Here is a 26,220-nt window from a genome sequence, read left to right on the forward strand (position 1 = left end):
GCGTGCCACGACCCTCTCCCCCGGCCGCGGCTCCCGCCGGCACCGCGCCGGCCGCCGGCGGCGGCCCCGACCGGGGCGGGCGCCGGCTGCCGCGCACCCTCCACCCGGTCGCCTGGTGGGTGTGGGCGCTGGCCCTGGCCACCGCCGTCAGCCGCACCAACAACCCGCTGCTGCTGTTCCTGGTCCTCGCGGTCCTCGGATACGTCGTCACCATGCGCCGCACCGAGGCGCCCTGGGCCCGCGGCTTCGCGTACTACCTGTACCTGGCCCTGACGGTGGTGGCGATCCGGGTGGTGTTCCGGGCGGTGTTCGCCACCGGCATCACCCCGCACGACCACTTCCTGTTCTCGCTGCCGCACATCCCCACGCCCGACTGGTACGCCGGCATCCAGATCGGCGGCCCGGTGTCCCTGGAGGCGCTGCTGTCGGCCGCCACCGACGGGCTGCGGCTGGCGTGCATGCTGTGCTGCATCGGCGCCGCCAACACCCTGGCGAACCCCAAGCGGGCGCTGCGCGTCCTGCCCGGCGCGCTGTACGAACTCGGCGTCGCCGTCACGGTGTCGATCAGCGTCGCCCCCCAACTGGTGCAGAGCGTCCAGCGGGTGCACCGCGCCCGGCGGCTGCGGGCGGGCCGCACCAAGGGCCTGCGGGCGCTGCGCGGCATCGTCGTACCGGTCCTGGAGGACGCCCTGGAGCGCTCGCTGCGGCTGGCCGCCGCGATGGACTCGCGGGGGTACGGCCGGGCCGGCACCGCGACGCGCGCGTCGCGGCGGGCCACCGGGGCGCTGATGCTGCTGGGCATGTGCGGGCTGTGCGCCGGTGCCTACGGGCTCCTGGACGCCACCGCGCCGGCGTTTCTGGGGCTCCCCGCCATGGTGGTGGGCGCGCTGCTGTGCTTCGCCGGGCTGCGGCTCGGGGGGCGGCGGGTGACCCGTACCACCTACCGGCCCGATCCCTGGCGGTTCGCGGAGTGGGCGGTCGCCGGGTGCGGGGTGCTGTCGGCGGTGCTGCTGTTCAGCAACGCCGGGTTCAACGCGGCCGAGCTGAATCCGTCCATCTATCCGCTGAGCTGGCCGACGCTGCCGCCGGTGCCCGCCGCGGCGATCCTCCTCGCGGGTACGGCGGGCTTCCTCGCCCCGCCGCCGTCCGCCCCCGTTCCGGCCCCCTCCCCCGTTCCCTCCGCACGCCCCCGGGATGCCTCGTGATCACCTTCGACCGGGTCACCGTCCAGTACGAGGACATGGCCGAACCCGTCCTGCGGGACGTGGACCTGACCGTGGAGGAGGGCGAGCTGTGCCTCGTCGTCGGCCACACCGGGGTCGGCAAGTCGACCCTGCTCGGCGCGGTCAACGGGCTCGTCCCGCACTTCACCGGCGGGACCCTGTACGGCCGGGTGCTGGTCGACGGGCGGGACACCGCCGACCATCCGCCGCGTGAACTGGCGGACGCCGTCGGGGTGGTGGGGCAGGACCCGCTGGACGGTTTCGTCACCGACACGGTGGAGGAGGAGCTCGCCTACACCATGGAGCAGCTGGCGGTGCCTCCCGCGACGATGCGCAAGCGGGTGGAGGAGACGCTCGACCTGCTGGGGCTGGCCGATCTGCGCCACCGCGCCCTGCACGAGCTGTCCGGCGGGCAGCAGCAGCGCGTCGCCATCGGCTCCGTGCTCACCGCGCACCCCCGGGTGCTGGTCCTCGACGAACCCACCTCCGCCCTGGACCCGACCGCCGCCGAGGAGGTCCTCGCGGCGGTCACCCGGCTCGTCCACGACCTGGGGGTGACCGTGCTGCTCGCCGAGCACCGGCTGGAGCGGGTGGTCCAGTACGCCGACCGGGTCCTGCACCTCCCCGGTGACGGCCGGGTGGTGTCCGGGCCGCCGGCCGAGGTGTTCCGTACGACGTCCATCGCCCCGCCCATCGTGGAGCTGGGCCGGGCGGCGGGCTGGTCCCCGCTGCCGCTGTCGATCCGCGACGCCCGCCGCTCCGCCGCGCCGCTGCGGGCCCGGCTGGCCGGCACCGCGCCGGGCCCGGCCCGTCCGCCGCTGCCCGGCGACCGCCCGGAGCTGCTCACCGCCCGGGGGGTGAGCGTGTCCTACCGGGGTGTGCCGGCCGTCCGCGAGGTGGACCTGACCCTGCGCGGCGGTGAGGTCACCGCCCTGATGGGGCGCAACGGCTCGGGGAAGTCGTCCCTGCTGTGGGCGCTCCAGGGCTCCGGCCCGCGCACGGCGGGCTCGGTGAGGATCACGGGCGCGCCGGACCCGGGCGGCGCGCCGCGTCCCGCGAAGGGCACCGATCCGCGCCGGCTGCCGGCGGCCGAGGCCCGCGGTCTGGTCGGCCTGGTCCCGCAGACCCCGACCGACCTGCTGTACCTGGAGACGGTGAAGCAGGAGCTGGACCAGGCGGACACCGAGTCGGGGACGGCGACGACCGGGACACCGGCCCGTGCGGTGCTGGACCGGCTCGCGCCGGGCATCCCCGACACCGTGCACCCGCGCGACCTGTCGGAGGGCCAGAAGCTGGCGCTGGTGCTGGCGATCCAGCTCGCCGCCGCGCCGGGGGTGGTCCTGCTGGACGAGCCGACCCGGGGGCTGGACTACCGGGCCAAGCGGCAGCTGGTGCGGATCGTGGACGATCTCGCCGCCGAGGGCCGGTCGGTCGTGATCTCCACCCACGACGTGGAGTTCGTGGCCCGGGCGGCCGACCGGGTGGTCGTGATGGCGGAGGGCGACGTGGTGGCGGACGGCCCGACCGCCGAGGTGATCGTGGCTTCGCCGGTCTTCGCGCCCCAGACGGCGAAGATCCTGGCGCCGCTGCCGTTCCTGACGGTCGGCCAGGTGACCGGGGTGCTGCCGGACGGGTCCGGCGGCGGTACGGACGCGGCGTCATGACCGGGCCCGTGACGGCCGGTGCGTCCGGGCCTGTGGCGAGGACGGGGCGGGCTTCGGCCATCCGGATCGGGCCGCGTGCCGGTGTCGTCATCGCCATGGCCGCGTTCCTCGGGCTGGTGGCGTTCTTCTGGCCGTTCCTCGTCGCGCCGGGGAAGTTCGGCTCCCACTACGCCCCGCCCCTGATCTTCGGGGTGCTGCTGGTGATCGTCCTGTGTGTGGTGATCTCGGAGATCGCCGAGGGGGGCATCAACCCGAAGGCGCTGGCCATGCTGGGCGTGCTGTCCGCGGTGAACGCCGCGATCCGTCCGCTGGGCGCGGGGACGGCCGGCATCGAGACCGTGTTCTTCATCCTCGTCCTCGCCGGCCGGGTGTACGGGCCGGGATTCGGGTTCACCCTCGGCTGCACGTCGCTGTTCGCGTCGGCGCTGATCACCGGCGGGGTCGGGCCGTGGATGCCGTACCAGATGTTCGGCTGCGCCTTCGTCGGCATGCTCGCCGGTTTCCTGCCCCGGGCGACGGGGCGGCGCGAGGTGCTGATGCTCGCGGTCTACGGGTCGCTGTCCGGCTACCTGTTCGGCTTCCTGCTCAACCTGTCCTTCTGGCCCTTCTCGCTGGACCCGAACAGCTCGATCGCGTACCTGCCGGGGCTGCCGTTCACCGAGCAGTTCCAGCGCTACCTGGCCTTCGACCTGGCGACGTCGCTCGGCTGGGACACCGGCCGGGCGGTCACCAACTTCGTCTGCGTCACCCTGGCCGGCCCCGCCGTCCTCACCGTCTTCCGCCGCGCCGCCCGCAAGGCCCGCTTCCAGGCACCGGTCCGCTTCGACCGCCGGGACGCGGGCGCGGACGGCGCCGGCGGATGAACCACGCACCACCCGACCACTCGTCAGCACGACCGTCCCGAGAGGACCCCGCCATGCGCCCGACCCTGTTCCGCCGTGCCGCCGTGACCACCGCCGCCCTGGGCCTGGCCCTGGCCGCGACCCCCGGTGCCGCCGTCGCCGAGGAGCGAGCCGCCACCGGATTCACCAACCTGCCGGTGAGAGTCACCGTCTCCGTCCAGGGCCCGGACGGGCTGCTCTTCGAGAAGAAGGTCCTCACCTGGGGCCATGACGTCACCACGGCGACCGGCGGCACCCACAAGTGCGACGGCACCAACGGCGGCGCGCACGCCTCCAAGGTGCCGACCCCGACGGCCGCGCTGGACCACGCGGCGAAGCGCAACGGCTTCACCTGGGACGGCACGTGGTACGCGTCGTTCGACGACTTCTCGGTCGACACCGTGAAGGGCGTCAGCGGGGGCGGCTCCGCGTACTGGAACATCTCCGTCAACGGCACCCCGACCCCGGTCGGCGGCTGCCAGTTCGAGATCGAGCACGGCGACACGGTCTCGTTCGTCTGGACGTCGTTCTGACGGCCGTCCCCGGACTCTGACACGTTCTTGACGGCTTCGGCGCGCCGGACCGGCCACCGGTGCGCCTACCGGGACGTACGCTCGGGACCATGCCCGCCCTTTACGACCGCGGTCCGCGCCGCCTCACCGCCGGCCTCCTGGTGCTGGCCGTCCCCGCGGCGGTCGCGGGGGCCCTGCTGGGGTCCCTGTGGCTGCTGGGCGTGGCGGTGTGGGCCGTGATCGGCGCCTTCCTGATCGAGATGATCCGGTGACGGGCTCCGCCGGGCCCGGGGTCAGCCGAGTGTGCCGTTCACGCGTGCCGGGCCGGTGCTGCGGTCCCGCGGGCGGGGCGGTCGCGCCTCGTGGTGGCAGCCGCGGGTGACGGTCCTGGCCGCGGTGAGCGTGGCCGTGACCAGCAGGGAGCGGGAGACGCCGCAGATGCGGAACACCTTGCGGGCGAGCGGGCGGCGGGCCACGACGGTCAGGGCGGTCCCCCGGCGGTGGGCGGTGTCCCGGACCCGCAGCAGGACGGTGACCATGGCGGCGGTGACCAGCGGCGTCCGCAGGTCGATGTGGACCGTACGGGCGCCGGAGCCGGTGATCAGGGAGGACAGGGCCCGGTGGACGGCGTCCTCCTGGCCGATGTCCACCACGTCGTGGATCTCGATCACCAGCTCGTCGGGGACGGGACGGTGGCACGGGAACAGCAAGGCGGACTCCCCACGGGCGTGCTGACTAGGAGGGGCCGCTTCCTGACCACCGTCGTCTCCCCTACCCCCGCCCCTGCGGACAATGCCCGGGGCATGCCCGGCCGCTCGGGCGGGTTCCACCCGGCCGGTCGCGTCCGCCGGGCGCGGCGCGCCGCCGCGGCGTAGGGTCGCGGTGCCGTGGCGCGGCCGCGCCGTGAGCCCGAGGGACCAGGAGCGCCCATGTCAGGACAGTTCGAAGCGACGGCGGAGATCGACCGGCCGGTCGAGGAGGTCTTCGCGTTCCTCGCCGACGGACGGAACGATCCGCGGTTCAGCCCCCGGGTGCTGCGGATCGAGCGGGTGCCCGACGCTCCGACCGGGGTGGGCACGGTCTTCCGGAGCGTGGTCAAGGACGCCGGGATGAAGACGGCCCGGGAGTTCCGCATCACCGCCCTGGAGGCCCCGTCGGGGATCCGGTGGACCGAGGTGTCGAAGAACCTGGTGACCGTGCGCGAGGGCGGGTACGACCTGGAGCCGCTGGACGGCGGCCGGACGCGGCTGCGTCTGTACAACGTGCTGGAGGGCCACGGCCTGGGCAGGCTGGTGGCGGGGCTGGCCCTCACGGCGGCCCGCAAGGACGGGCCCGCGTTCGGGGCGCGCATCAAGGCCGCCGCCGAAGCGGCCATCCCGCCCCGCTGATGCGGTCGGGAGCGGGGCGCCGCCGACCGTGCTGCGGCATAGTGGGGGAATGATCACCAATCGTGACGAAGCGGGCGGTCTCGCGACCGACGAGGAGGCCCAGGTCATCGTGGTGGGCGCCGGGCCGGCCGGTTCGGCGGCGGCGGCCCACCTCGCCCGGGCCGGGGTCGACGTACTGCTGCTGGAGAAGAGCGACTTCCCGAGGGAGAAGGTCTGCGGTGACGGCCTGACCCCGCGCGGAGTACGCCAGTTGCTGCGCCTCGGTATCGACGTCGGCGCGCCGGGGTGGATGCGCAACCGGGGCATGCGCTGGGTGTGCGAGGGCAACCAGGTCGAGCTGGACTGGCCCCGGCTGGGCAGCGGCCCCGACTTCGGGCTCACCCGCAGCCGGCACGACTTCGACGACCTGCTCGCCGCGCACGCCCGCGGCTCCGGGGCGCGGCTGCGCACCCGGGTCAGGGTGACGGCGCCGGTGACCGACCCGGCGGGCCGGATCACCGGGGTCACCGCGCAGGGCCCGGACAAGGAGCCGCTGCGGTACCGGGCGCCGCTGGTCGTCGCGGCGGACGGCGCGTCGGCCCGGACCGCGCTGGCCCTCGGGCTGGAGCGCGACACCGCGCGGCCGGTCGCGGCGGCGGCCCGCCGCTACTACCGCAGCGAGGCCCGCACCCACGACCCGTACCTGGAGCTGTGGGCCGACCTGCGCTGCCCCCGGACGGGAGGGGACCTGCCCGGCTACGGATGGCTGTTCCCGCTCGGGGACGGCCGCGTCAACGTCGGGCTGGGCGCCCTGCCCCGGCCGGGCCGCCGGCCGGTGGAGCTGCGGGCGGTCCTGGACCACTGGGTGTCCCGGATGCCGGCGCACTGGGACGTGCGGGAGGAGACCGCCGACTCGCCGCTGCGCAGCGCGCCGCTGCCCATGGGGCTGAACCGGCGCCCGCAGTACCGGCGGGGCCTGCTGCTGGTCGGGGACAGCGCCGGGATGATCAGCCCCTGGAGCGGTGAGGGCATCGCCCAGTCCATGGAGGCCGCCGAACTGGCCGCCGAGGTCATCACCCTGGCCCTGGCCAGGCCGGAGGGCCCGCGCCGCGAGCACGCGCTGCACCACTACCCGGTCGAACTCCGCCGCCGCTGGGGCCGCTACTACCGGCTGGGCAACCTCGCCGGCGAGGTCCTCTTCTCGCGCTACGGCTACCGCCCCCTGCTGCACCCCCGCGTCATGGCCGCGCCCCCGCTGCTGCGCGTCCTGGCGCGGCTGCTCACCCAGCCCGTCGACGGCCCGGCCCACGACACGGTCGACGCCCTGCTGCACACCCTGCTGCGCCTGGTCCCGGCACCCCGGCGCTGACCCCGCCCACCGGCGCGGCGCCCCGGGGAGGGGCGCCGCGCCGGTGCCGGAGCGGCCGAGCGGCCCGCGGTGCGGTCACTCCTCCTGGAGCACCGAGAGCACGTTGCCCGCCGGGTCGGTGAACCAGGCGATGGCCGCGGGGCCCTCGTCGCCGCGGACGACGCCCTTGTCGTCGTGGGTGAAGCCCGGGTAGCGCTTCAGGCTCACTCCGCGCCGCTCCAGCTCGGCGACGGCGGCGTCCATGTCGTCGACGGGGAAGTTGAGGATGGTGAAGGAGGCCGGGGTGTGGTTCTCCTTGGGGTAGACGAAGACGCGCGCGCCGCCGCCCAGGGTGAGGATCAGCATGCGCATGTCCCCCTCCCCCGCTTCCTCGGCCGTGAGGCCGAGGGTGTCGCCGTAGAAGCGGCGGGCGGCGGTGAGGTCGTCGACCGAGAAGCCGCTGAACGCCTGTGACTGTCCGAACATGCCGGGTGTTCCCCTTCGCGCGTGGGCGGGTGTGCCGTCCCAGGGCACACCACCGCCGGCGGGGTCCGGGGGCACGCCACGCGGGAGGGGCCCGGATGGTGCTGTGCCCTTCACCCGCGGGGAGCGACGTCCTGGATGCGCGGGAAGGGGCACTCGGCCTCCAGGGCGAACGCGATGTCGAGGAGGGTGCGTTCGCCGCCGGGGCGGCCGGAGAACATCACGCCGACCGGCAGGCCGTCGCCGGTGGTGCGGGGTGCGGGGAGGGAGAGGGAGGGGGTGCCGACGACGTTGTTGAGCGGGGTGAAGGCGACGTACGCGAGGATGCGCTCGATCAGCAGGTGGTAGGGGACGTCGGGGCTGAGGTGGCCGATGGGCGGGGTGGTGTGGGCCAGCACGGGCGTCAGGATGAGGTCGAGGCCGCGGAAGGCCGCCGCGTACGCCGTGGTCGTCCGCCGCAGCCGGCGCAGCACGCCGGGGGTGCGGCGCCACTCCCGTACGTACGCCTCGCGCAGGCCGCGGCTGAGGCCGTCCATGCGGCGCCGGTCGAAGCCGGAGCCGAGGGTCCGGCCGGTGACGCCGAGGAGGAAGGACAGCAGGCCCCAGTAGGTGAGGAAGTCGGCGGTGAAGCGGGGGTCGAGGGGGATCTCGACCGGCTCCACGGTGTGGCCGAGCCGCCGGAGGGTCGCCACGGTCTCCATGACGGCGGCGCGGGTGGGCGCGTCGGAGACCACGCCGTTGGGCGAGTCCACCAGGTAGCCGATGCGCAGGCGCCGGTCCGAGGGCCCTTCGACCAGGCCCAGCGGGGGCATCTTGGGGTTGCGCCAGTACGTCTCGGCGGCGGCGAGGAACGCGGCGGTGTCGCGCACGGTGCGGCTCACCACGCCGTCGGAGACCAGGTCGATGGGCAGTTGGCGGCCCTGGGCGTTGAGCACGACGCGGCCGCGCGTCGGTTTGAGGCCGACGAGCCCGCACGCGGCGGCGGGGATGCGGATCGACCCGGCCCCGTCGTTGGCGTGGGCGACCGGCACCGCGCCGGCGGCGACGAGCGCCGCGCTGCCGCCGGACGAACCACCGGCGGAGTGGCCGGTGTTCCACGGGTTGCGGACCGGCTCGGCGCCCTCGTACTCCGTGGTGGGGCTGAAGCCGAACTCCGGCATACGGGTCTTGCCGAGCACGGTGACGCCGCTGCTGAGGAACTGCCGGGTGAAGGGCGCGTGCCGCCGTGCCGCCCTCGGGGTGAAGGCCGCGCTGCCGTGGCCGGTGGGCAGGCCGAGGTAGTCGACGTTGTCCTTGACGAAGGTGGGCACGCCGGCGAGGGCGCCGCCCGTCGCGGTCGCGGGGACGGGGTCGTCGATGTGCACCTGGACCGCGTTCAGCCGCGCCTCGACGGCGCGTACGCGCTCGGCCGCGGCCCGGGCGGCCTCGGCGGCGCCGACCTCGCCGCGCCGGATCGCCTCGGCGAGCCCGACGGCGTCGTGCTCCCCCAGGGCGTCGTCCCGGAAGGCGTGCACCGTGGTCCGTTGCTCGTGTGTGGTCACCGCTACCTCAGCCCGGCCGTGTGGATGATTGCCCGCCATCATTCCCTACCGTCGGGTAACTGACGAGGGGTGCGGGGCATTTCCCGGCGGCGATCCGGGTCAGGCCGGGTGCTCGCCGGTGAGTGCCGCGCCGGTGGTGCGGTCGCCGCGTTCGGTGATCTCGCCCGCGACCCAGGACTCGACGCCCCGGTCGGCCAGCGTGGTCAGGGCGGTGTCGACCGATCCGGCCGGCACCACCGCGATCATGCCGACTCCCATGTTCAGGGTCTTCTCCAGCTCCGGCCGCTCCACCCGCCCTGCCCTGCCGACCAGGTCGAACACCGCTCCGGGCGCCCATGTCGAGCGGTCCACGCGCGCGTGCAGCCCGTCCGGCACCACCCGGGCCAGGTTCGCCGCCAGTCCCCCACCGGTGATGTGGCTGAAGGCATGCACCTCGGTCGTCCGCGTCAGCGCCAGGCAGTCCAGCGAGTAGATCCTCGTCGGCTCCAGCAGCTCCTCGCCCAGCGTCCGCCCGAACTCCTCCACCCGCTGCTCCAGGCGCATCCCCGCCCGCTCCAGCAGCACGTGCCGCACCAGCGAGTACCCGTTGGAGTGAAGGCCGGACGCCGCCATCGCGATCACCGCGTCCCCCGTACGGATGCGATCGGCGCCCAGCAGCCGCTCCGCCTCCACCACACCGGTGCCCGCGCCCGCGACGTCGAAGTCGTCCGGCCCCAGCAGCCCCGGGTGCTCGGCCGTCTCCCCGCCCACCAGCGCGCAGCCGGCCAGCACACAGCCCTCCGCGATGCCCTTGACGATCGCGGCGACCCGCTCCGGGTGGACCTTGCCGACGCAGATGTAGTCGGTCATGAACAGCGGCTCCGCGCCGCAGACGACGATGTCGTCCATGACCATGGCGACCAGGTCGTGGCCGATGGTGTCGTACACGCCCATCCGGCGGGCGATGTCGACCTTCGTGCCCACCCCGTCGGTCGCCGACGCCAGCAGCGGCCGCTCGTAGCGCTTCAGGGCGGAGGCGTCGAAGAGCCCGGCGAACCCACCCAGACCGCCCAGGACTTCGGGACGGTCGGCCTTCCTCACCCACTCCTTCATCAGCTCGACGGCGCGGTCGCCCGCTTCGATGTCGACGCCCGCGGCCGCATAGCTGGCACCGGTGTCAGAGGTCACGGTCATGCCTTTCGGAGAAGTGCCGGACGGCGGGTCACCACGCGCCGGCGCCGTCGAACGAGGTGGGCGCCGGGTCGAGGCCGAGGTCCCGGCGGGCGGCGCCCAGGGCGAGGGTGCGCTCCACCGCGAGGTGGCTGATCGCGTACCGCGTGAGCCGCGGCGGACTGGGCCGCCGGGCCAGCCGCCACGCGGTCTCGGCCGCCACGGCGGCGGCGTCCGCGGCGCGGGCGGGCAGGCACCGCAGGCGTACCCGGATGCCGCGCGCGGCCAGCAGCTCGCGCAGCGCCTCCCCCACGGGTACGGGCTCGGCGTCCGCGACGTTGTAGGTGCCGGGCGGGGCGGCGGGGTCGCAGGCGCGCAGCGCGGCGGCGGTGAGGTTGCCGATGTGGGTGAGGGACTGCGCGGCCGTGCCGTCGCCCGGCAGGAACAGCGAGCCGCCGCGCACGGCGCCCAGCACCCGGGGCAGCAGGGTCCGGTCGCCCGGGCCGTACACGGCGTGCGGGCGCAGCACCACGGTGTCGGGCCGCCCGTCGAGGGCGCGTTCGGCGGCGGCCTTGGACGCGGCGTACGGGGTGAGGTAGCGGCGGACGGGGGCCTCGGACTCGTCGGCGTGGACGGTCGGACGGAAGGGGTCGTACACGCTGGCGGTGGAGATGTGGACCAGCCGGGTGCCGGGGAAGGACGCAGCGACGTGCCGGGTGCCGGCGAGGTTGGCCCGCCACACCGGGCCGGGGGCGCCCCAGTCGCTCACGGCCGCCGCCGCGTGCACCACCGCGTCGACCCGGGGGGCGCCGGCCCACCGGCCGGTGGTGAGGTCCCAGTCGGCGCGGGTGAGGGCGTGGACGGTCCAGCCGCGCTCGGCCGCCGCGCGGCAGACCGCGCCGCCGACGAAGCCGCGTGCGCCGGTGACGGCGATCCTCATCGCACCGGCTCCGTCCCCCGGGCGGCGGCGCGGCGCAGCTGGGCGCGGAGCGCGTCGCGGTCCGGTTTGCGGGAGCGGCCGGCGACCGGGACGCGGTCGAGGACCACCACGTCGTCGGGGAGGACGGCGGCGTCGAGCAGGGCGGGGAGCCGGCCGCGCACCCGGTCGGCGAGCGACTCCGGTGCGGCGCCGGGCCGTTCGGGGACGAGGGCGAGGACGACGCGTTCGTCGCCGTAGTCGTCGGGGACGCCGACGATGACCGCCTCGGCGACTCCGGGCAGTGCGGTGATGGCCGGTTCGTACAGGCCGGGGTAGATGTTGGTGCGGCCCCGGATGAGCATGTCCTTCTTGCGGCCGTGCAGGACCAGCCGGCCGTTCTCCAGCCGGGCGAGGTCGCCGGTGGCGTGCTCGTCCATGGGAGGCCGGCCGAGGTAGCCGCGGCACAGATTCGGGCCGGACACCAGCAGTTCGCCGTCCGGGGCGGTGCGGACGGCCACCGAGGGCAGCGGGGTGCCGAGCAGGTCGCCGGGGCCGTCGTGGGCGAGCTTCTCCGCGCCGGTGGCGACGGCGACGGGCAGGATCTCGGTCATGCCGTACACGGCGAGGACGGTGACGCCCGGCAGGGTGCGGGCGGCGCGGCGGAGCAGCCCGGGCAGGACCGGGGCGCCGCCGAGGACCAGGTACCGGAGGGTCGTGGGCACGGTCGCCTCGCCCCGCTCGACGGCGTCGAGGACGGTGGGCAGGTCGGCCGGTACGCAGAAGGTGTGGGTGGCGCCGTGCAGCCCGGCGGCGTACCGCACGGGGTCGGCGGCGGGCGCAAAGCCGTACGGGGGCATGGTCCAGTGGGCGCCGGTGATGAGGGCGGGGATGCCCAGCATCAGCTGGTCGGTGTGGACGGTGTCGCCGTCGCCCATCCGCAGGGCGTGCCCGCAGCCGGCCAGGCCGGCGCCGAGGGAACCGCGGGTGTGCACCACGGCCTTGGGGGCGCTGGTGGTGCCGGAGGTGAAGACGACGAGCGCCTCCTGGCCGGGCGCGGGCTCCGGCCGGAAGGTCCCGGCCGGTCCGGCGGCGAGCCGCCGCGCGGAGAGCGCCCCGGCGGGCACACCGGGCAGCCTGCGGCCGGCGTGGATGTGGCGCAGGCCGAGCCGGTGGTAGTCCGGCAGCAGCAGTCCGCGGCGGCGGGCCAGCGGGCGGCCGTAGCGGGCGGCGGCGTACAGCAGCGACTCGGCGGCGGCCCAGCGGGGGTCGGCCAGCTCCTTGCGGGCGGCGAACAGCTCGGGCCCGGCGCCCGGGTCGATGAAGACGACGGTGGCGCCCGCCGCGATGATGCCCAGGGCGAGGACGACGCCCTCGGGGCCGGGGCGTACGGAGAACAGCACCCGCTCCCCCGGTGCCATGCCCGCCTGGCGCAGCCCGTGCGCGGTGGCCCGGACGGCGTCGGCGAGCTGCCGGTGGCCGAGGGTGGGGCCGCCGGGGCCGGTGAGCGCCGGGGCGTCGCCGCGCCGGCGGGCGGTGTCCGTCAGCGCGGTGAGGACGTCGGTGGTGCCGGGTCCGGTGGGGTGCGGGGTGTCGGTCACGGCGCGCTCCGTCGGGTCAGGGTGAGCCGGGCGTATCCGGGGATCAGCACCCGGCGGGCGGTGCGGCGGCCGGCGACCACGACGGGGCCCGCGGCGAGGACCGCGTCCAGCACCGCGCGGATCTGCACCATGGCCAGCGGCATGCCGATGCAGAAGTGGGGTCCGGCGCCGAACCACAGCCGGCGCAGCTCCGGCGGGTGGGGCCGGCCGGGGTCGAACCCGCCGTACGCGGCGGCGCACAGCAGGGTGGCGACGACGACCCGGTCGCCGGGGGCCACGGGCACGCCGCCGACCTCGGTGGCGCGGGCGACGCTGCGGAGCATCACCGGCGAGGGGACGGTGACCCGGAGGGCCTCCTCGATGACGGTGCCGGCGTCGGCCGTGCCGTCGCGGAGCCGGTCGAGGAGGCCGGTGTCGTGGCAGATCGCGACGAGCCGGGGGATGAAGGACACCAGCGTCTCGGTGCCGGTGAGCAGGAACGCGCCGACCGCGCCGCGGGCCTCCTCCTCGGTGAGGCCGAGGCCGCGCAGCCGGCCGGGCAGGGTGTCGTCGCCGCCGCGCCGGTAGGCGTCCACGGCGGAGGCGGTGAGCCGTCCCAGCACCTCGCGGGCGTGCCGGATCTGCCGCGGGGGCAGGGAGTGCCGCCACAGCCGGACCGCCTTGGTGACCTCCGAGGCGTCCGCGTGGGCGGCGGCGAACCGCTCCGGCTCGGCGGGCATGCCGGTGATCTCGCAGATGGCGGCGCCCGCGCAGGACTTGGCGACGGCGACGAGGTCGGCCTCCTCGCCCGCGGCGAGCCGCCGGGTGAGGCCGGCGAGCGGCCCGGCCAGCACCCGGTCGCAGAGCCCGGTGACGTACCCGGGGGTGAAGAGGCCGGAGAGGCGGCGGCGCAGCGCGGTGTGGTCGGGGCCCTCCATGTTGAGCAGCACGGCGGGCCCGAGGACCGGGGTCCACAGGTCGGACGGTGAGCCGGGGCCGGTCTTGGTGAAGTGCGTGGTGTCGCCGAGGACGTCGCGTGCGAGGGTCGCGTCGCTGACGACGACGCCGACGCGCGGGACGCGCACCACCGGGCCGCGGGCCGCGATGGAGCGGAGCAGGCGGTAGGCGACCGGGTGGGCGGAGGTCTGCACCCGGTGCTCCCACCGCTGCCAGCCGGCGTCGGGGACGGTGGTGGCCGTGGTCATCGGATGTCCACCACCTCGGGGCGGTAGCGGTGGTCCGCGTACCAGCCCAGGGTCCGGCGCAGGCCCCATTCGCGCACCCGGCGGGCGGAGCCCAGGACCCGGACGTCCCTGCGCAGGCCGTACGCCGTCGTCAGCAGCCGTACCGCGTTGACCAGGGCCCGGTCCTCGTGGACCTCCTCGATGGCGGTGCGGGGGAAGCCGCCGGCGCGGACGTACAGCCGGGCGGTGATCGCCATGTTGCAGCCGGGGGCCATGATGTACGGGCCGAGGTAGCCGGCGCCCCGGTTCCCCGGCCGGAACCGGCCGAACAGGGCGGCGACCTCGGTGGCGGCGACGAGCGCGGTGCGGCGCAGCGGGGGCAGCGGCGACTCGTCGGTGCGGGGCCTCAACCGCCCGGCGATCAGCTGCAGTCCGGTGCCGAAGGCGGCCCGGATGCGGGCGGTCCAGTCGGGCGCCGGGAGGCAGTCGGCGTCGGTGCGGGCGAGGTGCGTGGCGCCGTGGGCGATGGCGTACCGCATGCCGGTGTCGGCCGCGGCGCCGGTGCCCTTGTGGGTCTCGTGGACGACGTGCACGTCGCCGGGGAACGGGAAGGACCGGACGACGTCGGCGGTGCCGTCCGTGGAGTTGTTGTCCACGACGACGAGGGAGAAGTCCCCGTCGGTCTGGGACGCGAGCGCGCGGAGCGTCGCCGTGATGCCGTGGGCCTCGTTGTACGCGGGGACCACCACCCAGAGTCTCACAGCCGGATCACGCTCATTCCCAGGCTGATGCCGCCGGCGAGACCCACCAGGGCGACCAGGTCGCCGGGGGCGGCCCGGCCGCTCTCGCGCGCCCGGAGCAGCTGGAGGGGCAGGCTCGCGGAGGCGGCGTTGCCGTGCTCGGTGATGGTGACGGGGACCTTGTCGAGGGGCAGGCCGAACCGGTCGGCGAGCTGTTCGAGGTACGGCTCGGACACCTGGTGGACGCAGATGGCGGCCATGTCGTGCCAGCCGAGGCCCAGCCGTTCCAGGGTGTCGTCGAGGACCTGGGGGCCGAGCCGTTCGAAGGCGCGGCGCAGGCCCACGCCGTCGAGGCGGAAGTAGGTGTGCTCCTCGCCGCGCGGGTGGGCGGAGCCGCCGGAGGGAAGGGTGCCGACGCTCCAGGAGGCGGAGTCGGCGGCGAACCCGCAGCCGATGACGCCCGGTTCGGCGGACGCCTCGACGAGCAGGGCGGCGCCCGCGTCGGACAGGGTGTAGCCCGGGATCGAGGTGAGGTAGGTGCGCAGGTCGGGCACCGACCAGCGCACGGCCCGGGAGGGGGACTCGCCGCAGGCGATGAGGATGCGGCGGTAGCGGCCCTGGGCGATGAGCGCGTGCGCGGTCTCCAGCGCGTTGAGCACGCTGTTGCAGGCGTTCTTGACGTCGAAGGCGGGGCAGCGCAGGCCGAGGCGGTCGGCGGTCATGTGCGAGGTGGCGGGCTCGATCATGTCCTGGCTGGCCGCGGCGAACAGGAGCAGGTCGATGTCGCCGGGGTCGGTGCCGGTGTCGGCGAGCAGCTTGCGCGCGGCGGCCGCGGCGACGTCGGACGCCTGCCAGTCACCGGGCATGACATGGGTCTGCCGTACGCCGGTCAGCCGGGTGACGAGGCCGGGCGGCGGGCGGAAGCCGGTGGAGGCGGCGGCGACGAGGCTCTCGGTCTCGGCCGCGGTGCGCAGGGTCTCGGGCAGGTGTACGGCGACTCCGGCGAGCCGGGCGTGGAGTGCGGGCATGGACTGGTCTCCCGTCAGACGAGTGTCACGGTGAGCCGCTCGTACGTGGGGATGACCACGCGGCGGCTGTAGCGTCGCTCGACGATCCGCCAGGGACGGCCGACGCCGGCCAGGGTCTCCAGCGTCCGGCCGATCTCCGCCTGGGCGATCGCGGAGCCGAGGCAGCGGTGCCGTCCGGCGCCGAACCACAGCTCCCGGTTGGCCGGCTCCGGTGGCCGGCCGAGGCGGAAGCCTCCGGTGAGGCTGTTGGCGGTGTAGTTGAGCAGGGTGATGCGTTCTCCGGCCCGGAGCGTGCGGCCGGCGAGGCGGACGTCGCCGCGTACGGTTCTGCCGATGACGGGAGCGGGGGCCGTCACGCGCAGTCCTTCGCGGACCGCGTCGGGGACGAGTTCGGGTGAGGCGAGCAGGCGGTGCTGGTCGCCGGTGTCGTGCAGGAGGGCGACGGTGCGGGTGATGGCGCTGGCCGCCGTCTCGGTCGCGGCGACCCCGACGAGGGCGGCCATCCCGGCGGTCTGGTGGGCGTCGAGGCCGGCTTCGCGGCAGCGGCCGACGAGGTGCTCGGTGGAGCCGGTGCGCCATTCGTCCTCGACGTGCCCGGTGAGGCGGGCGACGACGCGGCGGCCCCGGGCGACGGTCTCGTCGGTGAGGTCGGCCCCGCCGGCGGCCTCCAGGGAGATGGCGGCCAGTTCGCGCGCGGTGGCGAAGACCTTCTCGTACGCGGCGTCGTCGGTGCCGGTCACGGGGACCCGCAGCAGCTCGGCGACGATGCGGCCGACGAGCGTACGGCCGAGGGCGGCGACGTCGACGGGCCGGCCGGAGGCGAGCCGGATGCGGGCCTCGGCGAGCCGGGCGCCGATCACCCGGTCCACCAGGGCGCGGGCGGTCGTCTCGCCGAAGAGGTCGCGGGTGGCGGTGCGCAGGGCGCGGTGCCCTTCGCCGTCGAAGAGGTCGTCGACCCAGTCGCCGAGGAGCTGGGCCCACAGCCGGCCGACGCCGCCGCGGTCCAGGACGGTGAAGTGCTCGGGGTCGGTGAGGACGGACCGCGCCGTCGCCGCGTCGGCGGTCACCCAGCCGATGCGCGGGATGTGCTTGAGGGGGCGGGCCATGCGGCCGGCGTGCAGCAGCAGGGGCAGTGCGGGACGGCTGGCTGCCAGCACGCGCAGCTCGTGGAATTCGGCGCGGTTCATGGTGATCCATCTCGTCGTTGCGCGGGGCGGCGGACACGGCGAAGGGCCTGCCGGGCCTCCTCCGGGGCCCGGGGGAAGGTCGCGTGGAGGAGGTCCGGCAGGAGATCGGGGCCCCGGTTCCGGGGCGTCCTGGCGGTACGGGGAGGCCGGGGCGGCCCGGCCGGGCGCGGCGGCCCGGGGGGCCGGGTGGCCAGCCGGGCGCGGCGGCTCCTGGTGCCGGGCGGCCGGCTCCGGTGCCGGGCGGGCGGCCCGGGGGCTCGTGGGCGCGGGCGGCGCTTCGGCGAGCCCCCGGGTGCCGGCGCCCGGCCCCGGGGCGGGGGCGTGGCGCGTGGGCGCCGCCCCGGGGCGGGTGTGCGGCCGGGTTCAGCCGGTCTGCGGCGGGAAGAGCGCGGCCATGCCGTCGATGGACTCCGGTCCGTACCCGACCGATCCGACCGGGACCCGGGACTTGGTGGCCTCGATGACCTTGGCCGTCCACACCGGCCCGAAGCCGCCGCACAGCTCGATGAGCTGGATGCCCTCGTCGACCAGCGCGGCCGCGACCTCCGGCCCCCGTGCCGGGTCGGCCATGCCGACGATGACGGCACGGAACCCGTCCCGTTCGATCACCGTGCGGTCGCGGTCCGGGTCGAGCCCGCGTCCGGTGAAGAGGAACCCGAATGCGTCGAGTGCCATGGTGTCAATTCCCTTCGGGAAGCGGTCGCAGCAGGGCCACGACCTCGTCCGCCACTTCGGTCAGAGTCAGGCTGCCCAGCGCGCCGGCGCTCTCCAACTGTGCGCCGCACCACTTCTCCACGTCGGAGACGAGGGCGGAGCTGGTCATGGAGTCGATGCCGAAGGCGCTCAGCGGCACCTCGTCGTCGAGGTCCGAGGGCTCCATCTCCAGCAGCTCGCCCAGGAGTTGCTTCAGCCGCTCCGTCACGGCCTCCCGGGTGAGGGCCTCCGGCGCGGTGCTCCGTACGGCGCTCACGCGGCACCGCCCGTGCGCCGGCTGGACCACTGGGCCAGGGGCTGGAGGCGGCCGGACGTCACCTGCTCGGCGCAGGCCCGCCGGCGGATCTTGCCACTGGTGGTGCGGGGCACCTTGTTGCGCGGTACGGCGTAGACGCTGACCGCGGTGGGCAGCACCTTCGCCACGGCGATGCCGGCCGCCCGTACGGCGACGGCCAGGGCCTCCGGGTCGCGCTCGATGGTCTCCACGACCACCGCCACGCCCTTGTCGTCCTCGCTCAGCGGCCAGGCGGCGGCCCGCTGCTGGGCGAAGGCGGGGTGCGCGTCCAGCGCGACGGCCTCGGCGTCCTGCGGGAAGTAGTTCTCGCCGCCGATGATCAGCACGTCCTTGATGCGGCCGGTGATGAACAGCTCACCGCCGTCGAGGAACCCGAGGTCGCCGGTGCGGACGTAGGTCCGGCCGGACTCGTCGCCGTCCGTGCCGGCGAGGCGGGCGGCGAAGATGTCCGCCGACTCCTCCTCGCGGCGCCAGTAGCCCCCGCAGTTGCCCGGGGAGTCCACCCAGATCTCGCCGACGACCCGGTCGGCCAGCGGCCGGTGCGTCTCCGGGTCCACGATGGCGACGCGGACGTCGTCCACCACGGTGCCGCAGCCGACGAGTTCGAGGCCCTCGTCCGCGACGGTGGTCGCCACCGCCTTGCCCTCGGCCAGCGCCTCGCGGTCGTAGCGGCCCACGACGGTCGGGACCAGCGAGGGCGTCAGGCTCACCGCGAGGGTGCACTCGGCGAGGCCGAAGCCGGGCGAGAAGACCTCCTCGCGGAAGAAGCTCGGCCGGAACGCCTCGGCGAACCGCCGCTGGGTGGCGGCGCGCACGGGCTCGGAGCCGTTGACGGCGACCCGCCAGGTCGACAGGTCGATCGCGGCGCGCTCCTCCGCCGGGATCCGGTTGACGCAGATGTCGTACGCGAAGTCGGGCGCGGCGGTGAAGACGTCGTCCTCGGCGGAGATGGCGCGCAGCCACACCCGGGGGTCGCGCACGAAGGTGGCCGGTTCCATGGTGACGGTGGTGGCGCCGGACACCAGCGGCAGGACGACCGCCGTGCACAGGCCCATGTCGTGGAAGAACGGCAGCCAGCTGACGATGGTGGTGGTGGGCTCCACCTCGCAGCGGTCGCGCATGGCGGCCTGGTTGGCGACCAGGTTGCCGTGGCCGACGACGACACCGCGCGGATCGCCGGTGGATCCGGAGGTGTACTGGAGGAGCGCGGTGGCCGCCGGGTCGAGCGCCAGCGGGTCGGGCAGGGCGGCGGTGTCACCCGGCTCGCCCTCCGGGCGGCGTACGGCGACCCACTCCACTCCGGGCGCCAGGTCGTCCCCGGCGTCCTCGGCGTCCTGCTGGGTGGAGACGAGCACCGCGCAGGGCGTGCAGTCGCCGCAGATCGCGGCGAGCCGTTCGGCGCGGGAGGTGGTGCCGGTCCGGGCCGCGGCGCGGAAGGCGGGCACCGGTACGGCGATCATGCCGGCGTACAGGCAGCCCAGGAAACCGATGTGGAAGTCGAGCCCCGGCAGGGCGGGGACGATCACCCGGTCGCCGGGGCGGCCGGTCCGGCGCAGCGCGGCGGCGAGCGCGCGGGCGTGCCGGTCGAGTGCGACGGGGGTCAGGGTCTCGATCACCTCGCCGGCCGCGTCCAGGGCGGTGACCAGGGCGCGGTCGGCGTCCGGGCCCTGGGTGCGGGCGATGAGGGCTTCGACGATGGTGCGGGCATCCCGGCCGGTGTGCGCCTCGGCCGGCGCGCGGGTGGCGGTCGCCTCGGTGGGCGTGTTCACTGCTGGGGTTCTCCTCATTCGGCGGTGCCTTGGGATGCAAGGGCGGTGGTGGTGCCGGCGCCCGGCGCGGCGGCTCCCGGCCCGGTGGCGCAGGCCGGCGCGGGGAAGGCCCCCGCGGGGGTGGCGGTCGGGTAGCGGCCGGTCAGGCAGGCGGTGCAGTAGCCGGAGCGGTCGCCGCCGGCGGCCTCGAGCAGCCGGTCCAGCGACAGGAACGCCACGCTGTCGCAGTCCAGTTGGCCGGCCAGCTCCGTCATCGACAGCCGGGCGGCGAGCAGCTCCTCGGGGCGCCCGGTGTCGATGCCGTAGAAGCAGGGCCAGCGGTACGGCGGGGAGGCGACGCGCAGGTGGACCTCCAGCGCCCCGGCGTCGCGGAGCATCCGCGCCACGGTGCGCATGGTGGTGCCGCGGACCAGCGAGTCGTCCACCAGGACCACCCGGCGGCCGGCGACCGCCGCCGGGACGGGGCTGAGCTTGCGGCGCACCGCGTGGTGGCGGGCCTCCTGGTCGCGGGCGATGAAGCTGCGCCCGCCCTGGCCGGGCCGTAACAGCCCCTGGACAACGGTGAGTCCGGCGCGCTCGGCGTACCCGTCGGCCGCGACGCGCGCGGTCTCCGGGGTGGCGACGACCACCGGCCGCGGCTCGCCGTCCACCGGGGCGTGGTCCGCGAGCGCCTGGCCGGCCCGGAAGCGCGCCTGGTAGACGCTGCGCCCGGACAGGTGGGAGTCGGCGCGGGCAAAATACACGTACTCGAAGAGGCAGGCGGCGGTCTTGGCGTCGGGCACCTCGAGCCGGCTGCTCGCCGTGCCGTGCGGGCCGATCGACAGCACCTCGCCGGGCTCCAGTTCGCGCACCACGTCGCCGCCGACGGCGGTGATCGCGGCGGTCTCCGAGGCCAGCACCCAGGTGTCGCCCCGCCGGCCCACCGCGAGCGGCCGGAAGCCGTGCGGGTCGCGGACGCCGTACAGCCGGTGCCCGTCGGACACCACCAGGGCGTAGGCGCCCTTCAGCCCGGGGAGCACCGCGTGGAGCGCGGCCACGGTGTCGAGCCCCTTCTCCGTGCGGGCGGCCTGCAGCAGGCGGGTCAGCAGCTCGCTGTCGGTGAACCACTCCCCCGGGTCGACGGCGTCGGCCCCCGGCGCGGTGTGCGGGTCGACGAGCGTGCCGTTGTGGGCGAGGGCCAGCGGCGGCCGGCCGAGCACGACCGGCTGCGCCCCGGCCAGCGCGTCGCGGGTGCCGTGGGTGGCGTACCGGACGTGGCCGACCGCCACCGGGCCGAGGGGCAGCCCGTCGAGGTCCGGCAGGGCCTCGGCGACGGTCCCGGCGCCGTGCCGGGCGACCAGGGCGTCCCCGGTGCCGACGGCGATGCCCGCGCTCTCCTGCCCGCGGTGCTGGAGCGCGACGAGCATCTCCCGCACCACGGCGGCGTGGTGGCCCGCGGGGCCCCAGACGCCCGCGACACCGCAGGCCTCCCTGGGCTTGTCCGCGTCCATGGGGTCGCCGGTCACGACGTGTCCCCGCCCGCGTCGAGCCAGTCGGTGAAGGCGTCCAGGTCCGGCAGGATCACCGTCGAGCAGGAGAGCACCGCCAGGTTCTGGCGCATGTCGGTGATCGAGACGACCGTGCGCCCGGCGCGGTGGGCCGACAGCATCTCGGCCGCGGTGCCCATGCTGGGCTCGTGGCCCGGCAGCCACGCCACGCACACGTCGCTGGCGGCGGCCAGCTCGGTGAGCCGGTGGAACAGCGCGGTCAGCTCGCGCAGTTCGGGGGCGAGCCGGTCGTGGTGCAGCACCGCGCGGTCCGCGAGCGCCGCGTGGGCGGGGCGGGCGCCGGGGTGGGCGGCCAGCCACTCGGCCATCACCACACCCGGGTCGTTGACGACGGCGCCGGGCCGGCGGGCCAGCAGGGCCGCGGTCAGCCGCTCGCGGTAGGTCTGGTCGACGAGGTCCGATCCGGTGCGGGCGCCCTGCATGGTGCCCGCGAGGAAGTACGAGCGGGTCAGCGGGGGCGCGCCCGGCGCTTCGAGGGCGGTCACTCGTCCTCCAGGGAGTACGGGGCCAGGTCGAGCCCGGCGGGGGCGGCGGCGCGGTGGATGGCCGCCGCCTCCAGCAGGAAGGCGGTCACGTCGTCGGTGGAGGCCGCGACGGCGTCCGCGACGACCTCCAGGTCGCGCTGGAAGCGGGCGTCGCCATGGGTGGCGACGGCGCCCTGGTTGTCCTTGGTGAGCATCAGGGCGCTGTCCTCGGCGATGCCCGCGGGGCGTCCCGCCAGCGGCAGGATCAGCTCGGCCATCCCGCGGGTGACCGGGTGCAGGACCCGGACGGAGACGCTGTGCTGCTCCGGGTGGACCAGCAGCCGCCGTACGAAGTCGGCCGCCGGCGGCACCGTGTCGAGCCGGGACTCGGGGCGCAGCAGGAAGGACCGGGAGGCCGTGTTGTGGCCGCGGGTCGGGCTGTACCGCAGGTAGTCGAGGCGGATGGAGTCGTCGGCCAGGTTCCAGGTGGCCCGCACCCGGCTCGGCGCGGGGCTGCCGTCCGCCTTCACGCGGAAGGGGTAGGCGTCGACCGTCGTCCGTACGCTGCCGTCGACGGCGGCGCCCCGGTCGAGCCGCAGCGGTTCGCCGTGCAGCAGGTACGGGTCGAGGATGGCCAGGCCGTCCTGCGTGCGGTAGACGGCGGCCACGTGGCGACCGTCGATCAGGTACTCGGCGGTGATGCCGGAGCGCTCAGCGACCATGCGTCCGGCCGTGAAGGACTGCCAGGCGCAGGACAGGCCGAAGCGCGGCGGGGCGGCCTTGGTGCCGAAGTACTCGTGGAACTGGGAGGCGCTGTTGTAGGGGACGCCCACGAGGACCTCGTCGAGGACCTCCTTCTGCACGTCGCTCAGCAGCGCCGCACCGACGGTGTTCACTTGCGACCTCCCTGGAGGAGCCCGGCCGCCTGCTGGAGCAGCGAGGGCCGCCGTGCGTACGTGGTGTCCTGGCCACCCAGCACCGCCAGGTGGTCGCGCAGGATGCGCAGATACGTGGTGAGTTCGAACTGGGTGAGGTTGCGCCGGGAGTCGAGGAAGTTGATGCCGCCGGTGATGTCGACGCTCCGGCTGCGCTTCAGGTCGTCGAACCGGCGGGCCGCCTCGGGGTCCCGCCTGCGCGCCGCGAGATATCCGGCGATCACGCGCGACTGGAGTTCCACGGTGGGGAAATGGCCGCCCGTACCGTCGGTCATACCGGCGATGAACAGGTCGTCGTAGCGCGGCGAGAAGGCCAGGAGGTAGAAGTCGGGACGCCCCTTGACCCAGTCGAGGTGTTCCTCGCCGACGAACGGAATGTGAATCCGGAAACCGGTGGCGAGAATGACGGTGTCGTATTCCTCCAAGGTTCCGTCGGAGAATTCGACGAACTTCCCGTCGAAACGCACGGGCGCCTTGCGGACCTTCACCCGGCCGTGCGCGCAGTAGTACGGCAGCAGCGAGTTGACGATGGGCGGCGATTCCAGCGGCTCGTGGTCGGGCTTCGGCAGCCCGAACTGCTCCGGGCGCCCGATGCTCAGCTTGAGCATGGTGCGGTACGCCGCGCGCGCCACCGGCGGCGGCAGGCGCAGGTGCTGGCTCGACTCGGAGACCTGGTCCGCCGGCTTCCCGAAGATGAACTTGGGGAAGAAGTGGTAGCCGCGGCGCATGCTGATGGCGACGTGGTCCGCGACCCCGGCGGCCTCGACGGCGATGTCGCAGCCGGAGTTGCCGGCGCCGACGACCAGGACGCGCTTGCCGGTGAGCGCCGCCGCGTTGGTGTAGTCGCGGCTGTGCAGCAGCTCCCCGTCGAACTTCCCGGAGAAGGCGGGGAGATAGGGGTGCCAGTTGTGCCCGTTGGCGATGATCAGTGCGCTGTGCTCGTGCTCCTCGCCGTCGGCGGTCGTGACCCGCCAGCCGTCGGTGAGCCGCTCGACGCCGGTGACGTCGGAGTCGAACCGGATCAGCTTCAGCAGGTCGAACCGCTCCGCGTACTGGCGGAGGTACCCGAGCACCTGATCGTGGCGCGGATACGCCGGGAGCGCCCGGTCCATCGGGAGGTCCGCGTACCCGGTCACCTCGCGGGACGTGATGGTGTGCGTGTTCTGGTACACCGAGCTTCGCGCGTTGCCGATGTCCCAGATGCCGCCGACACCGGAGTGGGACTCGTAGGCCACGCAGGAAATGCCGAGATCGGTGAGGCTCTTGAGTGAGGCCAGACCGGAAGGCCCTGCTCCGATCACTGCGACCGGACGCGAATCGTTCTGTGGTTCTGCCATGTGCGTCAATTCCCCCATTGAGTTCATGACCTACGCCACGCACACCGTGCGACGTCGGATGCATGAAGCGTGCCGCACGGCTCCGGTCCGACTCCAGTGACTTTCAAAGACTTTGAAGCGACGGGCGAGTACCCGACAGAAGCTTGACTTCCCGGCGCCGGCCTCCGCCTAATGGCTACGTCCAGGCTTCGGTGAAGAGTGAATTGCATCACTTTTCCTCTTCCGAATGAACCTGCTGAAGACTCTCGCGTTAGGAGTGCCAGTGGCACGCGTCGTGGTCGACGTCATGCTCAAGCCGGAGATCCTCGACCCGCAGGGCCAGGCGGTGCAGCGCGCACTGCCCCGCCTCGGTTTCGAGGGGATCGCCGACGTCCGTCAGGGAAAGCGTTTCGAGCTCGATGTGGAGGGGCCGGTGGACGATGCCGCCCTTGCCCGTATCCATGAGATGGCCGAGACGTTCCTCGCCAACACCGTCATCGAGGACTTCGTCGTGAAGGTGGAGTCGTGACCGCTCGGATCGGGGTCGTCACCTTCCCCGGGACGCTCGACGACCGGGACGCGCTGCGCGCGGTCCGGCTCGCGGGCGCGGAGCCCGTATCGCTCTGGCACCGCGACAGGGACCTCAAGCAGGTCGACGCGGTCGTGCTGCCGGGCGGGTTCTCCTACGGCGACTACCTGCGGGCCGGCGCGATCTCGCGGTTCTCGCCGGTGATGGAGACGGTCATTGAGCAGGCGAAGGCCGGGATGCCGGTCCTGGGCATCTGCAACGGCTTCCAGGTGCTGACCGAGTCGCACCTGCTGCCGGGTGCGATGCTGCGCAACAACCACCTGCACTTCATCTGCCGCGACCAGAAGCTGCGGGTGGAGAACGCGCAGACCGCCTGGACCTCCGACTACACGGACGGCCAGGAGATCCACATCCCGTTGAAGAACATCGACGGCCGTTACGTCGCCGACGAGCGCACGCTGGACGAGCTCGAGGCCGAGGGCCGTGTCGTGTTCCGGTACGGCGCCTTCAACCCCAACGGCTCGTTGCGCGACATCGCCGGCATCACCAACGCCGCGGGCAATGTCGTCGGCCTGATGCCGCACCCCGAGCACGCGGTCGAGCCGCTGGTCGGTACGGGCAAGACGGACGGCCTGGGTTTCTTCACGTCGATTCTCAAGAAGCTGGTCAACGCCTGATGACTCTGGACACCGTCAAGCACGCCACCGAGACCCCCGACGTCGAGCAGCCGTGGGCCGAGCTCGGCCTGAAGAAGGACGAGTACGCGCGCATCCGGGAGATCCTGGGCCGCCGTCCCACGGGTGCCGAGCTGGCCATGTACTCGGTGATGTGGTCGGAGCACTGCTCGTACAAGAGCAGCAAGGTGCATCTGAAGCAGTTCGGTGAGAAGGCCCCCGAGAACGATGCCCTGTTGGTGGGGATCGGTGAGAACGCGGGCGTCGTCGACGTCGGCCAGGGGTACGCGGTGACTTTCAAGGTCGAGTCGCACAACCACCCTTCGTACATCGAGCCCTACCAGGGCGCGGCGACCGGTGTCGGTGGCATCGTCCGCGACATCCTCGCCATGGGTGCCCGCCCGGTCGCGGTCGTCGACCCGCTGCGGTTCGGTGCGGCCGACCACCCCGACACCAAGCGCGTCCTGCCGGGTGTGGTGGCGGGCATCGGCGGGTACGGCAACTGCCTGGGCCTGCCGAACATCGGTGGCGAGGTGGTCTTCGATGAGTGCTATCAGGGCAATCCGCTGGTCAACGCCGGGTGCATCGGTGTGATGCGCCACGAGGACATCCACCTCGCGAAGGCGTCCGGCCCGGGCAATAAGGTCATTCTGTACGGCGCCCGCACGGGTGGCGACGGCATCGGCGGCGTCTCGGTCCTCGCGTCGGAGACCTTTGATGACACCAAGCCCACCAAGCGCCCGGCGGTGCAGGTCGGTGACCCGTTCCAGGAGAAGCTCCTGATCGAGTGCACCCTGGAGATCTTCGCGGAGAAGCTGGTCGCGGGCATCCAGGACCTCGGTGGCGCGGGCCTGTCGTGTGCCACTTCGGAGCTGGCTTCGGCCGGTACCGGTGGTATGCGCGTCGAGCTGGACACGGTGCCGCTGCGCGACGCCTCGCTCTCGCCGGAGGAGATCCTCATGAGCGAGTCGCAGGAGCGGATGTGCGCGATCGTGGAGCCGCAGCACGTCGACCGCTTCATGGAGATCTGCGAGAAGTGGGACGTCATCGCCACCGTCATCGGTGAAGTGACCGACGGCGAGCGGCTGGAGATCTTCTGGCACGGCGAGCAGATCGTGGACGTGCCCCCGGGCACGGTCGCCCACGAGGGCCCGACCTACCACCGCCCCTACGC

27 protein-coding genes are annotated in these 26,220 nt (G+C 74.4%); 10 read left to right on the forward strand and 17 right to left on the reverse strand.

Annotated elements, in window-relative coordinates; all coding sequences use genetic code 11:
* Nucleotides 1-2 precede the first annotated feature (2 nt).
* The 5 genes from ACF08D_RS29705 (at nucleotide 3) to ACF08D_RS29725 (ending at nucleotide 4,552) form a co-directional block, all read left to right on the forward strand.
* Nucleotides 3-1,205, forward strand: a complete 1,203-nt coding sequence (locus ACF08D_RS29705; RefSeq protein WP_392227020.1) for an energy-coupling factor transporter transmembrane component T — start codon at nucleotides 3-5, stop codon at nucleotides 1,203-1,205.
* A complete protein-coding gene (locus ACF08D_RS29710; protein WP_392227022.1) occupies nucleotides 1,202-2,887 on the forward strand; it encodes an ABC transporter ATP-binding protein in 1,686 nt (561 codons plus the stop codon). Before ACF08D_RS29705 ends, ACF08D_RS29710 begins: the two co-directional genes overlap by 4 nt.
* Complete coding sequence (locus ACF08D_RS29715) at nucleotides 2,884-3,750, forward strand: ECF transporter S component (RefSeq protein ID WP_392227024.1); 867 nt, start codon at nucleotides 2,884-2,886, stop codon at nucleotides 3,748-3,750. The genes ACF08D_RS29710 and ACF08D_RS29715 overlap by 4 nt, the downstream gene beginning before the upstream one ends.
* Before the next feature lie 53 nt (nucleotides 3,751-3,803).
* Nucleotides 3,804-4,301: a DUF4430 domain-containing protein gene (locus ACF08D_RS29720; protein WP_392227026.1), complete on the forward strand. Its 498-nt coding sequence runs from the start codon at nucleotides 3,804-3,806 to the stop codon at nucleotides 4,299-4,301.
* Between the two features lie 89 nt (nucleotides 4,302-4,390).
* Complete coding sequence (locus tag ACF08D_RS29725) at nucleotides 4,391-4,552, forward strand: hypothetical protein (protein WP_392227028.1); 162 nt, start codon at nucleotides 4,391-4,393, stop codon at nucleotides 4,550-4,552.
* Nucleotides 4,553-4,573: 21 nt separating this feature from the next.
* On the opposite strand, the gene ACF08D_RS29730 is transcribed toward ACF08D_RS29725, so the two are convergent.
* Entirely contained in the window at nucleotides 4,574-4,990 is a 417-nt protein-coding gene (locus tag ACF08D_RS29730; protein ID WP_392227030.1) for an STAS domain-containing protein, read from the reverse strand.
* A gap of 219 nt (nucleotides 4,991-5,209) precedes the next feature.
* On the opposite strand from ACF08D_RS29730, the gene ACF08D_RS29735 reads away from it, so the two are divergent.
* Both ACF08D_RS29735 and ACF08D_RS29740 read left to right on the forward strand, forming a co-directional pair.
* On the forward strand, nucleotides 5,210-5,668 hold the full coding sequence (locus tag ACF08D_RS29735) for an SRPBCC family protein (RefSeq protein ID WP_392227032.1): 459 nt from the start codon (nucleotides 5,210-5,212) through the stop codon (nucleotides 5,666-5,668).
* Nucleotides 5,669-5,717: 49 nt separating this feature from the next.
* Nucleotides 5,718-7,016 (forward strand): geranylgeranyl reductase family protein, encoded by a 1,299-nt coding sequence (locus tag ACF08D_RS29740; RefSeq protein ID WP_392227034.1) that lies wholly within the window; start codon nucleotides 5,718-5,720, stop codon nucleotides 7,014-7,016.
* A 75-nt stretch (nucleotides 7,017-7,091) separates the two neighbouring features.
* Here ACF08D_RS29740 and ACF08D_RS29745 read toward each other — a convergent pair whose 3' ends face one another.
* From ACF08D_RS29745 to ACF08D_RS29820, 16 genes are all read right to left on the reverse strand, one after another.
* Nucleotides 7,092-7,481, reverse strand: coding sequence for a VOC family protein (locus ACF08D_RS29745; protein ID WP_392227036.1), 390 nt, complete (start codon nucleotides 7,479-7,481; stop codon nucleotides 7,092-7,094).
* A 110-nt stretch (nucleotides 7,482-7,591) separates the two neighbouring features.
* On the reverse strand, nucleotides 7,592-9,019 hold the full coding sequence (locus tag ACF08D_RS29750) for an amidase (protein WP_392227038.1): 1,428 nt from the start codon (nucleotides 9,017-9,019) through the stop codon (nucleotides 7,592-7,594).
* A 99-nt stretch (nucleotides 9,020-9,118) separates the two neighbouring features.
* Complete coding sequence (gene purM / locus ACF08D_RS29755) at nucleotides 9,119-10,186, reverse strand: phosphoribosylformylglycinamidine cyclo-ligase (RefSeq protein WP_392227040.1); 1,068 nt, start codon at nucleotides 10,184-10,186, stop codon at nucleotides 9,119-9,121.
* A gap of 34 nt (nucleotides 10,187-10,220) precedes the next feature.
* Nucleotides 10,221-11,108 (reverse strand): NAD-dependent epimerase/dehydratase family protein, encoded by an 888-nt coding sequence (locus ACF08D_RS29760; RefSeq protein WP_392227042.1) that lies wholly within the window; start codon nucleotides 11,106-11,108, stop codon nucleotides 10,221-10,223.
* Nucleotides 11,105-12,685 (reverse strand): class I adenylate-forming enzyme family protein, encoded by a 1,581-nt coding sequence (locus tag ACF08D_RS29765; RefSeq protein WP_392227044.1) that lies wholly within the window; start codon nucleotides 12,683-12,685, stop codon nucleotides 11,105-11,107. The genes ACF08D_RS29760 and ACF08D_RS29765 overlap by 4 nt, the downstream gene beginning before the upstream one ends.
* Nucleotides 12,682-13,869: a cytochrome P450 gene (locus tag ACF08D_RS29770; protein WP_392227046.1), complete on the reverse strand. Its 1,188-nt coding sequence runs from the start codon at nucleotides 13,867-13,869 to the stop codon at nucleotides 12,682-12,684. The genes ACF08D_RS29765 and ACF08D_RS29770 overlap by 4 nt, the downstream gene beginning before the upstream one ends.
* On the reverse strand, nucleotides 13,866-14,609 hold the full coding sequence (locus ACF08D_RS29775) for a glycosyltransferase (protein WP_392227048.1): 744 nt from the start codon (nucleotides 14,607-14,609) through the stop codon (nucleotides 13,866-13,868). The genes ACF08D_RS29770 and ACF08D_RS29775 overlap by 4 nt, the downstream gene beginning before the upstream one ends.
* Nucleotides 14,606-15,616: a 3-oxoacyl-ACP synthase III family protein gene (locus ACF08D_RS29780; RefSeq protein ID WP_392227050.1), complete on the reverse strand. Its 1,011-nt coding sequence runs from the start codon at nucleotides 15,614-15,616 to the stop codon at nucleotides 14,606-14,608. Before ACF08D_RS29780 ends, ACF08D_RS29775 begins: the two co-directional genes overlap by 4 nt.
* Before the next feature lie 14 nt (nucleotides 15,617-15,630).
* Complete coding sequence (locus tag ACF08D_RS29785; RefSeq protein WP_392227052.1) at nucleotides 15,631-16,803, reverse strand: cytochrome P450; 1,173 nt, start codon at nucleotides 16,801-16,803, stop codon at nucleotides 15,631-15,633.
* A gap of 363 nt (nucleotides 16,804-17,166) precedes the next feature.
* Nucleotides 17,167-17,478 carry a DUF6506 family protein gene (locus ACF08D_RS29790; protein ID WP_392227054.1) on the reverse strand — a complete coding sequence of 104 codons (312 nt, stop codon included), beginning with the start codon at nucleotides 17,476-17,478 and terminating at the stop codon, nucleotides 17,167-17,169.
* Nucleotides 17,479-17,482: 4 nt separating this feature from the next.
* A complete protein-coding gene (locus ACF08D_RS29795) occupies nucleotides 17,483-17,773 on the reverse strand; it encodes an acyl carrier protein (protein WP_392227056.1) in 291 nt (96 codons plus the stop codon).
* Nucleotides 17,770-19,581: a fatty acyl-AMP ligase gene (locus ACF08D_RS29800; RefSeq protein WP_392227058.1), complete on the reverse strand. Its 1,812-nt coding sequence runs from the start codon at nucleotides 19,579-19,581 to the stop codon at nucleotides 17,770-17,772. The genes ACF08D_RS29795 and ACF08D_RS29800 overlap by 4 nt, the downstream gene beginning before the upstream one ends.
* A 14-nt stretch (nucleotides 19,582-19,595) precedes the next feature.
* Nucleotides 19,596-21,086, reverse strand: a complete 1,491-nt coding sequence (purF, locus tag ACF08D_RS29805) for an amidophosphoribosyltransferase (protein ID WP_392227060.1) — start codon at nucleotides 21,084-21,086, stop codon at nucleotides 19,596-19,598.
* Nucleotides 21,083-21,613, reverse strand: coding sequence for a hypothetical protein (locus ACF08D_RS29810; RefSeq protein ID WP_392227062.1), 531 nt, complete (start codon nucleotides 21,611-21,613; stop codon nucleotides 21,083-21,085). The genes purF and ACF08D_RS29810 overlap by 4 nt, the downstream gene beginning before the upstream one ends.
* Nucleotides 21,610-22,488 carry a hypothetical protein gene (locus ACF08D_RS29815; RefSeq protein WP_392227064.1) on the reverse strand — a complete coding sequence of 293 codons (879 nt, stop codon included), beginning with the start codon at nucleotides 22,486-22,488 and terminating at the stop codon, nucleotides 21,610-21,612. Before ACF08D_RS29815 ends, ACF08D_RS29810 begins: the two co-directional genes overlap by 4 nt.
* On the reverse strand, nucleotides 22,485-23,891 hold the full coding sequence (locus ACF08D_RS29820; RefSeq protein ID WP_392227066.1) for a flavin-containing monooxygenase: 1,407 nt from the start codon (nucleotides 23,889-23,891) through the stop codon (nucleotides 22,485-22,487). The genes ACF08D_RS29815 and ACF08D_RS29820 overlap by 4 nt, the downstream gene beginning before the upstream one ends.
* A gap of 235 nt (nucleotides 23,892-24,126) precedes the next feature.
* Here ACF08D_RS29820 and purS point away from each other — a divergent pair, with 235 nt between their 5' ends.
* The 3 genes from purS to purL form a co-directional block, all read left to right on the forward strand.
* Nucleotides 24,127-24,372 (forward strand): phosphoribosylformylglycinamidine synthase subunit PurS, encoded by a 246-nt coding sequence (purS, locus tag ACF08D_RS29825; protein ID WP_073756364.1) that lies wholly within the window; start codon nucleotides 24,127-24,129, stop codon nucleotides 24,370-24,372.
* On the forward strand, nucleotides 24,369-25,049 hold the full coding sequence (purQ, locus tag ACF08D_RS29830; RefSeq protein WP_392227068.1) for a phosphoribosylformylglycinamidine synthase subunit PurQ: 681 nt from the start codon (nucleotides 24,369-24,371) through the stop codon (nucleotides 25,047-25,049). The genes purS and purQ overlap by 4 nt, the downstream gene beginning before the upstream one ends.
* Nucleotides 25,049-26,220, forward strand: a 1,172-nt coding sequence (gene purL, locus ACF08D_RS29835) for a phosphoribosylformylglycinamidine synthase subunit PurL (protein ID WP_392227070.1), incomplete at its 3' end; no start/stop codon positions are given. The genes purQ and purL, both read left to right, overlap by 1 nt.

The organism is Streptomyces sp. NPDC015131 (assembly GCF_043079975.1).
Taxonomy (GTDB): domain Bacteria; phylum Actinomycetota; class Actinomycetes; order Streptomycetales; family Streptomycetaceae; genus Streptomyces.

What these genes read in the sequence shown, in the direction of transcription:
- ACF08D_RS29715 (WP_392227024.1), top strand. Translation starts at nt 2,884, where the DNA reads ATGACCGGGCCCGTGACGGCCGGTGCGTCCGGGCCTGTGGCGAGGACG.
- ACF08D_RS29720 (WP_392227026.1), top strand. Translation starts at nt 3,804, where the DNA reads ATGCGCCCGACCCTGTTCCGCCGTGCCGCCGTGACCACCGCCGCCCTG.
- ACF08D_RS29725 (WP_392227028.1), top strand. Translation starts at nt 4,391, where the DNA reads ATGCCCGCCCTTTACGACCGCGGTCCGCGCCGCCTCACCGCCGGCCTC.
- ACF08D_RS29735 (WP_392227032.1), top strand. Translation starts at nt 5,210, where the DNA reads ATGTCAGGACAGTTCGAAGCGACGGCGGAGATCGACCGGCCGGTCGAG.
- ACF08D_RS29740 (WP_392227034.1), top strand. Translation starts at nt 5,718, where the DNA reads ATGATCACCAATCGTGACGAAGCGGGCGGTCTCGCGACCGACGAGGAG.
- ACF08D_RS29745 (WP_392227036.1), bottom strand. Translation starts at nt 7,481, where the DNA reads ATGTTCGGACAGTCACAGGCGTTCAGCGGCTTCTCGGTCGACGACCTC.
- ACF08D_RS29760 (WP_392227042.1), bottom strand. Translation starts at nt 11,108, where the DNA reads ATGAGGATCGCCGTCACCGGCGCACGCGGCTTCGTCGGCGGCGCGGTC.
- ACF08D_RS29770 (WP_392227046.1), bottom strand. Translation starts at nt 13,869, where the DNA reads ATGACCACGGCCACCACCGTCCCCGACGCCGGCTGGCAGCGGTGGGAG.
- ACF08D_RS29780 (WP_392227050.1), bottom strand. Translation starts at nt 15,616, where the DNA reads ATGCCCGCACTCCACGCCCGGCTCGCCGGAGTCGCCGTACACCTGCCC.
- ACF08D_RS29785 (WP_392227052.1), bottom strand. Translation starts at nt 16,803, where the DNA reads ATGAACCGCGCCGAATTCCACGAGCTGCGCGTGCTGGCAGCCAGCCGT.
- ACF08D_RS29790 (WP_392227054.1), bottom strand. Translation starts at nt 17,478, where the DNA reads ATGGCACTCGACGCATTCGGGTTCCTCTTCACCGGACGCGGGCTCGAC.
- ACF08D_RS29820 (WP_392227066.1), bottom strand. Translation starts at nt 23,891, where the DNA reads ATGAACTCAATGGGGGAATTGACGCACATGGCAGAACCACAGAACGAT.